Origin of the sequence: Polaribacter tangerinus, from assembly GCF_038024095.1 — a bacterium.
In the GTDB taxonomy this organism is placed as follows: domain Bacteria; phylum Bacteroidota; class Bacteroidia; order Flavobacteriales; family Flavobacteriaceae; genus Polaribacter; species Polaribacter tangerinus.
The window spans coordinates 1,124,652-1,136,929 of sequence record NZ_CP150668.1 but is presented as its reverse complement, the minus strand read 5'-3'; the positions used below and the strand labels follow the sequence as shown (position 1 = coordinate 1,136,929).

Below are 12,278 nucleotides of genomic sequence, written 5' to 3'. Positions count from 1 at the left end.
TTATGAAAAAAAATGTACTAGTTGTAGAAGATAATTTAATTATTGCAGAAGATATAAAAATCTGTCTAGAAAATAACAATTACAACGTAGTTGCTTTGGTTGACAATGCCGAGCATGCATTGCTAGAAATAAAAAATAACACAGTAGATATAGTAATTATAGACATTGTTATAAAAGGAGTTTTAAACGGCATAGATTTGGCAGAGATTATAAGTGTAAATTATCAAATTCCATTTTTATTTTTAACCTCTAATTCCGATAAAAAAACTATAGAAAAAGCCATAAAAGTTGCCCCTAAAGCATACATTACCAAACCATTTACAGAGGCAGATTTATTTAGTAGCTTGGCATTGGCTTTTAGAGTAGAGAAGAGTCAGAAATCTGAACTAAGAGAGAAAGATTTTTTTATTATTAAAGTAGCTGGTGATTTTAAAAAGATATATATTAAAGATTTATTGTATGTAAAATCTGACGGGAACTATTTATCGATTGTTACTAAAACTAACGAGTATTTAACACGAATGAGCTTTAAAGAGTTGTTGCATATTGTAAATAGCAATACTATTTTTCAGGTACAAAAGTCGTATTTAGTAAATACACTTAATGTAGAAAAATACAACTCTAATCATGTGTTTTTAGACACTCAAAAAGTGCCAATTGGTAGGTCTTACAAAGATCGTTTTTTTAAAGTTATGGAAAGTGCTTAGAAATGTAATAGCTATTTTTTTATTATTTTTTTTACAATAATTCCGTGCTCCTCTGTATGTATTTTAAGTAAATAAACGCCATTTTTAAGAGTACCTATTTCAATATTATTCGAGTTTTTAGATTGAATATTTACTTTCAACCCCAAACTATTATACATCTCAATAGCATGTATTTTTATGGAGCTACTTTTTAGTGTAAAACTATTTTTTGTTGGGTTAGGGTAGACGTTTATTTTGGTGGAGTACTCACTGTCATTAATAGATAAACTGTTCTCATTAACCACTACATTAATAGTTTTTTTAGTTGTATTACCAACACTATCCGTAGCAGTTACTAACACGCTATTAGTTCCTGAATCTGCTATTGTAAATGTAGTTTTATCGATAATAATCGAAGCTATTTCTAGATTATCAAAAGAGCCTTTGTCTATATCATTAAAAGAAATTGTTTTGCTTTCATTGGTTTTTATTTCTAAGTAAATATCTTGTAATAAAAGGGTAGGAGGCGTCATATCTAAATAATACATATCTGTATGTTGCTTTAAAAGCAAGTTGTTACTTACATCAGAAATAGAGGTATTTTCATTTACTGTTAGATTAATTGTGCCTTTTTTATCGGAAGTAGTTTCTACAATTAAGTTGAACTTTTTGTCTGTAATTGGTATCAGTTCTAGCATGCTGTAGTTACTAGCTAAAGTTCCTGTTAATTTAAAATCGGTTATTTTAACATTCCTTACCTCTTCATTAAATTCAATTTCAAAATACTCTTTATTTGTATCTTTTTTAAGAGTTATATTTTTAATGATAGGAGCTGTTGTGTCTATATGATGTCTAAAAGTATTAGAAATTACAGGGTAATCTGGAAGTTCTAAATCAGGCTTGCTTTCAGATAAATAAAGGCTAATTTCTGGTACAGACTCTAAATATGGAAGTACCTCAATGATAAATTCTGTGTCTGTTATTTTATGAAACTTATATAGTAGCCAATTTGAACCTAGTATATTTTCTTTTGTAAAATTTGTAGGCGGACTGTCGAATACCGCAGAAATTACAACAGGAATTTTATTTTTTTCTTTCGGGTTCTCTAAACTCAATGTTGCTTTTATGTTTGAGGTAAAAGAAATAAACTCTATGGTTATTAAATATTCTGATACGGTTTTTTGACTTTGAGATACCACTTCAAAAACAACAGGCTGTTCAAAATTATGCTGTGTTCTCCCAGAAAATTGCTTTTCTTTATTTACAAATACATTAGCACCCTCCGATACAGAAAAAACAGGTGTTAAAGCACTAACATCTGTATTATATGGTACAGAAATAAATAACTGATTGTCTACTTTTCGAACTTTTGTGTTGAGGCTTTTAAAATCAAAATTCAATAATTTTGCGGTAGCACTCAACGATGAATTTGCAATACAATACGATTGAAAAACAGTTCCTAACGAAACATCAATATCGAAAATCTCTGTATGTAAGGCATTTACAATTCTATCTTTCGAACTATCATATATTTTAAATTGGATGATTTCACCGTTTTTGTTTCCAAATATGGTTAAATATACAAGGTGTTTATCGCTAGTTTTATTATAGCTTACATTACCAATCCCTCTAATCTCTCCATCTACAAATGCCGCAACCTTATCATTCGTATTTGTTAAATTTTCTCCATCAATATTTAAAAAAGCAGTAATTGTCATGCTATATTGAAAGTCAGACGGATTTACAGACCAACTTGGTTCCTGAGCAAAACTATTGCTGCAGTGAATATGTAGGAATAGTAAAAAGAACAATGGCGCTATCGATATTTTCATTGTTAGTTTTTAAAATTTGTGACTCTTACTTTATTGCCTGCCCAGTCTGTAATATTATTTTCTTTTTTCAAATTTAAAGTGGCCAAACCAGTAAAGTTAGAAATGTTATTTAGTCGAATAATAAATGTTGTATTGTTTACTTTTTGCAATACAATATTTGTAGTGCACGAACTTTCAAAATCATTTGCACTAATATTGGTAACCTCTTCGTTAAAAATTACCTCAAACTCTAGTACGTTAGAATTGTTAATTTCTTCTAAAGGATATTTTCTAGCAATACTTTTTATATAAGGCGACTTAGAATCAAATATAAAATTCAACTTCAGTGTTTTTGTGTTTTTTTTATTTTTAACAGAGGTTATTTTGCCAGCAGGAATTTCTATTGAAATTTCACCCTCATTTATTGCCGTAAGTATAAGTGTATGATGTTTAGGGTGTATAACATCAATTATTTCTAAGAACGCATTTTCTATGATTATCTCATCTTTATCAAGTTGTTGTATTTCCTCACTTGGTAATAAATGAACTCCAAAGTTTCTAAATTTGGTTGTGCTTTTAGAAAAACTAACATCAATATTTACAAATAACTCTTCATTATTTTCCACTTCTTCTTTTAAAACCGTTACCTCGTAGTCTTTTAATAATGTTTCATCTTCAGACAATATCTGCCAAATCACTGGTTCCGAATAATTTAAAGGAGTTGAATTGTTGCCTTTTTTTACATTGTTTACAAAACTAGTTGCTCCACTACTTAATGAAAAGTTAGCAGTTAAACTTGTAATATCTGTATTGTTCGGCACTAATACTGTAATTGTATGATCTAAAATAGTAGTTTCAATTTCATTGATTCCTACAAAATCAAAAATCAAAAAATCTGCAGCATTGTGTAGGTAATAATTTGAAATTCCATACGATTTAAAAGCACTCCCAATGTTTGAGTCAGCTTTAAAACTCTCAATATTTAAGGCTTCTATTACTTTATCATTAGTACTATCGTATATTTTAAACGTAATGGTTTTTCCATTTGTATTACCATAAACGGTTAAGTAAGCAACATGTTTTTGAAGATTTTCTATAAATTTTAAGCTTGCAACGCCACAAATTTTATTATCTACAAAAGCAGCAACCCTATCTTTTTCAGAAGATAGAGTACTGCCGTCAATTTTTAAAAAACTTGTAAAAGTCATGCTATATTGGTAATCATTGGGGTTTACAGACCAATCTGGGTTTTGTCCATATACCCCTGTGAATACCATAAAAAAATAGAAATAACACAAGAAATTTTTCATAAATCTGTATTTATCTTTTCACTATTTTTCTGCTAGTAGCTGTTCCGTTCGCATCAGTAATTCGAAGTAAATAAACCCCTTTAGCTAAATTTTGAGTATTAATAACTGTTCTTTTAGTTGTGATGGTATCTAAATTAAACACTTTAGCTCCGAGAGTATTATAAATTTCTATTGATAACAATTCTAAACTAGTATTGTCTCTGCTTATAATAATTTCATCAGAAAAAGGATTTGGATAAATGCCAAGACTAGGTAAATTTTCGTCATTTAAAGCCAACGTACTAGTGCTAAGTAATATTGGTTGCCTCATATTACCAAGTATTCCGTCGTTTTTAAACTGGAAACTAATAGCTAGCGGAGTAATTTCTGAATTATTAGCAAGTACATAATTTAATGTATCATTGCTGTTGCTAAATACCGTTATAAAACTCATTTTTTTACCTTGAATTTCTACAATATCCGAAATTCCTCTGAGTACTTTGTTTTCATCAAAAACCATTACACTAGTATAGTTTTTGTCAGTTACAATTTCTGAAACAATACTCATTGTGTTGCTGTACATAGCAAAGTTATTGTTTGCAGAGGTATTAGATTTTCTACTTGTTTCTTTACTGTTTTTGTTTGTATCTGTTTTAAAAGCTACATTATTATTTGGGTAGTTAAATACTTGTTCTTTGCCAGATTTTATCATATATCCTGTACCTGTTTCTAAGTATTTAAGTGTGCCACTCCAACCAGAAGAATTGTCATAGATTGCAAATTGATATTGATTTTTTAATAAATCTCCATCTGTTGGCTCATAAAAAGCCATAGCATCTTCAATACTCATATTTCTATGAACAGGAAAAGGCAACCAGTTCCAGTTTTTGTTAATGCTAATCTTAGTGTCTTCAACAGCTACTTTTTCTCCCGTTAATTGAATGTCTTTTGCCTCATTTAGTTTTATTTTATAGGCAACAGATGAAGATATTTCTGTTAAAGAACCATTCCAATTGTTAAATTCGTACATCGAAAATTGGGTTTGACTTTTAATATAATCTCCATATGTTGGGTTAATTTGAGAAAATAACGAGTTTAGGTTGGTAAAGCGTGAGTCTTTAGTGTAAAAAGAAACCCATGTCCAACCTTTATTAAGAGATACGTTTTGTTCTGCAAATAGTGTATTTCCAAAAATTACAGGATTTGTTTTTGTACCTAAAACTTCGTTGTTCATAAAAGAAATAGAATCTACACCGTTAGCATTCGCTACAATTACCTTTCCATTTACAGCGTCCCAAATTTTAAAAGTTACGGTTTCGTCGTTTACTTTATTGCTGTAAATAGTTAAATAGGCAAAATAAGAATCATAAATTTCATCATAAGTTAAGTAGGCTTCGCCTCTTGCTTGTCCATCTACAAAAGCTCCTACTTTTGTGTATTCATCTCTTATAAAAGTAGTGTTGATTTTTATTTTACTTATAATGTTCATTCCGTAATCGTACTGATTTGCATCTACAGACCAGTCGGGTGCATCCTCTAAAACACGTAAGTTAAAAGAAAGCCTGTCGTTATAACCACTGTTTGTTTGTAAATATACATCTGCAGAATAATTGCCCATTGCCAATTTAGAGTCTACAGTAAAGGTTATTTTTTTATTAGAATTAGGAAAAACAGTTCCAGACTTTACAGATGCTTTTAACCAAGTTGGTAAGCTAGAAATTGTAAACGGTTGATTGCTTCCTCCAATATTTACAACATCCATTGTAAATTGATAGGTTTCTCCAACCTTTTTTTCTGCCACAATTTCCTTCGATTGGTTTTCTGTATACCATTCTATCTCTTGTCTATCTACAAATGCAGACCAAGTAACTGGAGATAGTTGTGGATTAAAATGAGTGTCCGATAATCTGGTTACAGAAAAGTCTATAATTTCCCCTTCAAATAAAGACCATTCTTCGGCAGTTAAATCGGGTTTAATAATCATTTCATCTCCATTAATTGTGGTGCTAAAAGGAATATTTGTAAATTTAAGTTTTGGCTTTAATGTAGGAGAATCTAATGAATATTTTTGAAATGTACTCGTTAGTAATGCGTATGTTGTACCAATTGTTTGGTTTACTGCCAAATGATGATACTCAGGACCATTACTTAAATTAGTTGCATTTCTATTAAAATCGGAATATAGTATTAAGCCAGAAGTTTTTTTATCTATTTCGAAGTATCGGTCTCTTTTAATTTGCGTAATACTCCTTGCAGTATTCCAAAATCGAAGTTCATCTAAAATACCTGTAAAGTAGTTGTCTACAGAATCTTCTTCTCCTATTTTTTGCGTTAATCTACCACCTATAATAATTTTACTTCCAAAAAAGCCACCAATTTTTGCTGCAGAGAAAGACGCATTTTCGTTTCCATCTACATACGCATTTAAGGTTCCGCCTCTTCTAACAACAAGTGCAATATGATGCCACTTATTATCTGTTATTTTCGATGTAGATAGTAAGTAGTTATTGTTTTCTGTAACGAGCTCTATAAGACCATCTGTTTTTAAATTAACAGCCCATTTATTTCTAAATCCGTTGTTCTGAATTGGCTCTGAGTCATCTCCATTACCATTAGAAAAAATGGTTCCTGAATTTCCGTTATCTGCTTTTACCCAAAAAGATAGTGTTAGATTTTCTTGCTCGGTAGGTTGTACAAAGCCAACTTTATTGAATGTTAAATACTCATTGTTTTCAAATTTATAGGCTGTTCCTTTCGGAAAAATTGCCCAATCGAAATTTACTTTTGCATTTTTTCTTCTAGCCTTATCCAAGCCAATATTACCATGCCCTTCATCTAGTTTCCAATAACCAAGTAAATCTAACTCTCTACCAGTTAATGTAACATCTTTTGCTACGGTAGCCATTGCAGGAGTAAATGCTTTTTTCCAGAGTCTTATATCGTGTATGTTTCCATAGATATATCTGCCTCCAATAAAAATAGACGCTTTGGTATTAAAGTTTAAGTCTTTCTCTAATTCTTTATCAACAAGTACCTTTCCGTTTTCTAAAATTTGCATTTTAGCACCATTATTAGTAGTTGCCTCTTTGTAAACAAACGAGTAAAAGTTGTATTGCGAAGCATCTATAGCACCATTAGAATCTGTGGTAGAAATTTTTTCTCCACCAATTTCAAAATCTAAGTGATTATTGTGTAATCGAACATTAATTCCGTTCTCTTGACTTACTAGCTTTCCATCTCCTGAATTCTCATCTTTAAACCAAAATTGAAGTGAAAAAGAACCTGATTTAAGCGTTTGATTTGGCAGTTCAATTGCATCGTTAAATCCAGATAAATAAACAGACACATTATGGTCTATTTCTTGTTGATTTTTTAAACCAGTAACTGTAATATCTGTAGTAATTCTCTTGAAAATATTTTCATTAAAACGAACTGTAACATCTTCTCCAGCGTTTAAAATACCGTCTGTTGGTTTTGGTGTTCCAAATACCATAGGAGCATTTAAATTTACAGTACCTGAACTAATATTAGAAACTGTTGTAATATTGTCTGTACAATAAGAAATAGCTCTAAATTCGTATTCTCCATCAGGAATATTGTTTCGTACCACGTTCCAATTATAGGTAAATGAAGCATCTGAACTATTAATTATCAATCCTTCGGTATCTCCAGCTTCTTGTTTTAATTGCTCAGAACCATAATAGCTTTGTAGTTTGGTCCAATTAGAAGAACTAGCGCTTCTGTATTGTAAATCTATCTTTTTAAAGCCATTAAAATCAGCATTAAAATCGGTAAATGTTATTGGAAGTACATTAAAGGTTGTGTTTCCATTAATATCTTTAGAAAACGCTGCATTAGCGTTAAAAATCCAGTTGTTTTCTGGAGCAGATATGGTTACTTTAGAACACGATTTTTTAAATTCTGCCGTAAGCTCAATAGAAGTTTTATCTTTTTCATTAGCAGAAGCACAAGGGTTGTAAAGCATTACCTTTATGTTTTCATACTTATACCTGCTCGAAGAAGAGGTTTTAGATATTTCTAAAGGAAACTCTACAGTTTCATTAAATGGTAAGAAAACAGAAACACCATTGGTTTCGATATTTGTTTCTGCGCCATTTAAAGTTAGTTGGTCTATATCTAAAATAAACTCTAAGTCTGTTTGTGTTTCACTGGTGTTTTTTAGTTGTAACATAAAAATAGCAGCATCAGACTCGGGTACATTGGTAATTAAATTCTTTTGTACACTAAGTTCAGAATTGTAAACTCTATTTGTAGGTGTCGAAAGTTTTTCGCCACCATTACCTACTTGTAACGGGTTGTACAATTTATGGTTGTAAAAGTTCGACACTATTTCACCCTCATAAGGGCAAGAAGTAGCTCCACCTTTTGTTACAAAAACAGGTCCGTTTCCATCAAATAAATTTACAACATCTACACTAAGTACGTTAGATTTGTCGTTGTCTTTTAAGGTATATGAAATAGTAGTACTATTTTCTTTTAAAGAGTTTGATGTATTGGTATTTACATCTGAACTTGATGCATAAACATTAACGATAGCTCCATTTCCGTCTAATAGAAAACCAGCTTCTCGTAAAAAATCGTCACTTACATCAATCGTTCTTTCATATGTTTTTTCGTTTACTTTTAGGGTACTAACGCTATTTGTTAATTCTCCTACACCCGCATCAAATGATTTATTGGATAAAAAATTAGAAGAAATTAAGTTTTTAAGGTCCAGCTCAAAATCACCATATTTTCCAGAAACATTTGCAAGTATTTCATTTCTAAGGTTTTCTTTATTGTGCAACGCTTCATATTTTGATTTTTCATTGTCTTGCACTACTTTTTTCCAAAGCTCTATTTGCTTTGTATAATAGCTGGCAGACTGGTACTCTTTTGTTTCGTCTGGTACGGTACCACTATCTATTCTTGCTGCCAGATTTTCTAAATCAGGAATAAGCGTTTCTAAAATATATTTTTGCGAATAAGTAAAAAAGGTGTTGGTAGGTTGCTCAACTATAACGTAGTCTTTAGAGCTAGAAATGTATAAGGTTTTTTCGCCCTCTTCTGTGTTTACTGTAACAGTAATATGTTCTATTGTTTCGCCATTGTTATCTTTTGGTATAACGCTAGTAACAAACATATTATTTACAATACCGTAGTAAATATTTGTAGCATTTCCAATATATAAATCTCCATCTGCACCTACATAGTCAACATCGTTACTTGTAGTTATTTCTTGATTAAACGTATAAGAAATTAATGTTTTAGAATCGTCAATTTTTTGCATGCCCATAGAAATACTTCTAGAACTATTATTTACAACTTCAGTGGTAAAACTTTTCATAAGGCCAGGACTACCCATGAGAATTTCTTGCGACGGGCCTGAAATCATAGTAACTCCAATACCTATTTTGTTGTTTAATTCATTTTTATTATTTCGTTGAAAGCTAATGGTTGTACCTGCTTCTATTTTGGTAAAACTGTTAGAACCAGGCGGGTCTCTTAGTATAATATCTGGTACTTGAGGGGCAATGGTAGAAAAAGCGGTTCCACCAGCATCAGAGAGTCCTCTTATAATTCCTGTATTTTTAAATTCGTTGTTATTGGCAATTGTTATAGGATTTTGTCCTTCTATAACATACTCTATGGTCATTCCTTTCTTAAAACCATCAGAAATAGAGGTGTTAGGATCTCCACCTTTAAACGAATATTTGTATCTGTTTTTAGCTTTGTCATACACAACGGTATCAGAATTAGCAGCAGCTAAGTTGTTGGTAATATTAAACGCACCTTCTGTGTAATATTCTTTTGTTAATATTTCTTCAGAGGAGTCTTTGTTAACATAGTTTTGAGAAACTTCAAATACTATTTCGTAGTCTTTAGATTGATTGTATAGTGGGGTATCTAAACTAGAAATATCATATGCTACATTTTCGATAGTAATACTTTTTTCAAATGTCTGACTTATTAGTTTTAAAGATACTTTAGAATTGTATCTAAAACTTTTTTCATAATGGTATTCATCAGAAGTAAAAACGGTACCATCTATTGCTGTGGCTTCAGATGTTTCTAATACAGGTATTTCTCTTAGGTCTAGCGTTTCTGCAGCGTCTAAAATATTTATTTCTGTATTTGACGGAATGGTTATACCTGTTTTTAAAATTTGATATTGATACGGAATAAGTGCTACTTTGTACTCTCCGGTATCGGTATTTGTAGTAATAATTTTATCTAAGTCGCTAGAGTTTACATCTCCTTTAAATGTTATTTGTGCAACACCAATATTGTTGTTAGAAGATATTAATTCTGTTGCTTGGTTTTCGGTATTTTCGAAGTTTGTATGGGTAAATTTACCGTTATAACCAAAACCTGTGGGCTTTTCAAATTCTTTTTTACCACCTACTACCTTCCCTACTAAAGTAACTCTGGTATTGTCTATAAAATAGCGTGTTTCTATCTGGTCTTCAAAAAAAGTATAAGTATCTTTTGCAGGAAAACGCCCAGCCAATTCAAAGGTATGTCCTTCTTTTTGTACTTCTATTTTATGGTTTCCTATAGGCACTTGAATGCTAAAATTACCCTCTTCATCAGAAAGTACAGGTTGGTTGTCTGCATCTAAAACGATGTTTCCATCAATTAAAATGGTAGCGCCATTAACCGGAATAACAGGGTATTTTTTTAATTCACCACCTATATATAACCCTGATGTAGTATCTAAGCTTCCGCCCTCGTAGTAATATTGCCCTTTGTTTATAAGTGCGTCGCCTAATACATATTGATTGTAATTTTCAGATTCTTTTAAGTCAACTGGCGTGGTAATTTCTAACGGCTTAAAAACACCTTGTACATTATATACTACTCTACCATTAAAGTTAAAAGAAGAAACATCTTTAAAGTTTACCTGATTTACCACTGGCTCATCTTTTCCTAAAAATAATGTTTGACTAGCAGGTTCAAATTTATGAACACCTAACGAGGGAGTAATTTGAAAGCTTTCTCCTACACCCGCATAAGGTATGGCAGCTATAATGTAACTACCGTTTTTATCGGTAACACCAAAAACCCCTAACTGATCGCTTTCTGGTGTTTTGTTAGAAAAACGGGCGTCATTATTGGTAACTCTAAGTATTTTAGCATGATTTTCATTTTGAGAATACCCTAATTTAGAGAGGTCGTATAAAAACTCTCCTGCTTTTTCGTCGGCTCTTAAATAGAGTTTTAATCCCGATTCACCACCATTTAAATACCGCCTGTAATCTCTTCTTATTTGGTTGTCGTTTAAAATTCGTTCCCAAACTCTTATTTCATCAAAATAGGTATCTGTTGCTTCTAAACCAATATATATTTGTTGTAGTTTTTCTTCGCTAGACACACTGTATACCGTATTTTTTTCTTCTGTAACAACAGGGGTTTCTGTACCTTCTTGCGCAATCATATTATCTGTAGTTTGCGCGTTAATTTCTACAGAATTAATATATATTTTTGGATGATGACTATCTTCTAACGCTATCGAGATGTGGTAAAAATCGTTGGATGTAAAGGCACTTATATTTTGGTAAATATCGTTTCCTTGTGGGTCTATTTTTCCTGTGGGTATCGCACCCGCTACAGAAACACCATACAACTTTTTACCGTTTAAGAGCACCACTATGTCTAATGTATTGGCGGTGTTTATAGAAGATTGAATGCTATATTTGTCTCCAGAATTTGTGAGAAACGAAAAAAGTTTATCAGGTACAGCTTCTCCTTTTTTAAAAGTTACCCATGTTTGTAAAGTAACTTCTTGCGCTTTTATGAGCTTATTTAAGTTCTCGGTAGACACATAACCACCGTTTAGATAAATACTACTGCCAACAGCATTGGTGGCATCTTGGGCATCTGCAAATACAGTTACATCTTTTACAGGGGTGCCTCCCTCGAAACTAATATTACCAGAAACTGTAGCAGTTGGGTTTCGAAACCCAATTCCTTCTACAAAATTAAAAAACTCTTCCTCTTTTATATCAGAAACACCTTGGGCTTTAATTTTATATTTATAAAGCTGACCACTTTGTGCTTCATAATCATTGTATTCAAAAACATCTTTTGCGACAGAAGCTATTAATTGTTCGGGATAATTACTGCCCAATTCAGTTCTAAATATTTGAATATTGGTAATTTCATCTTTATTAGCGCCAATTTCCCAACTTAACCGAATTCTATCGGAATAATATCCCTTAGAAATTTCATATTTATCATTTACAAAAGTGTTGGGTACATATAAAATAGAATAAGGGTAGCTAAAAGAAGTTTTTTCTGCTACTGTGTTTGAGTAAAATAAAAGGGGACTACCAACTTGAATGTTGAGCTCTAAATTATTTGAATGTTGTACATTTTGTACAGCACCTGTACCCGTAAAAATTATATTTTCGCTTTGTTGGTTTTGTGCGTTTATATAGTAGCCTATTAAACACACCACCACGAGTAGTATTTTTTTCATCAGAAAAAGT

The 12,278-nt window shown here is 31.5% G+C and carries 4 protein-coding genes; 1 reads left to right on the top strand and 3 read right to left on the bottom strand.

The features are described from left to right. Positions 1-2 precede the first annotated feature (2 nt). Complete coding sequence (locus tag WHD54_RS05015; protein WP_088324074.1) at positions 3-707, top strand: LytR/AlgR family response regulator transcription factor; 705 nt, start codon at positions 3-5, stop codon at positions 705-707. An 11-nt stretch (positions 708-718) separates the two neighbouring features. Here the strand turns inward: WHD54_RS05015 and WHD54_RS05010 are convergent, their stop codons facing one another. Genes WHD54_RS05010 through WHD54_RS05000 form a run of 3 tightly spaced genes read right to left on the bottom strand, consistent with a single transcriptional unit; the run spans position 719 to position 12,268 of the window. Continuing rightward, positions 719-2,518: a T9SS type A sorting domain-containing protein gene (locus WHD54_RS05010; protein WP_088324075.1), complete on the bottom strand. Its 1,800-nt coding sequence runs from the start codon at positions 2,516-2,518 to the stop codon at positions 719-721. Between the two features lie 2 nt (positions 2,519-2,520). Beyond that, a complete protein-coding gene (locus WHD54_RS05005) occupies positions 2,521-3,774 on the bottom strand; it encodes a hypothetical protein (RefSeq protein ID WP_088324076.1) in 1,254 nt (417 codons plus the stop codon). Positions 3,775-3,817: 43 nt separating this feature from the next. Continuing rightward, complete coding sequence (locus tag WHD54_RS05000) at positions 3,818-12,268, bottom strand: LamG-like jellyroll fold domain-containing protein (protein WP_088324077.1); 8,451 nt, start codon at positions 12,266-12,268, stop codon at positions 3,818-3,820. Positions 12,269-12,278 lie beyond the last annotated feature (10 nt).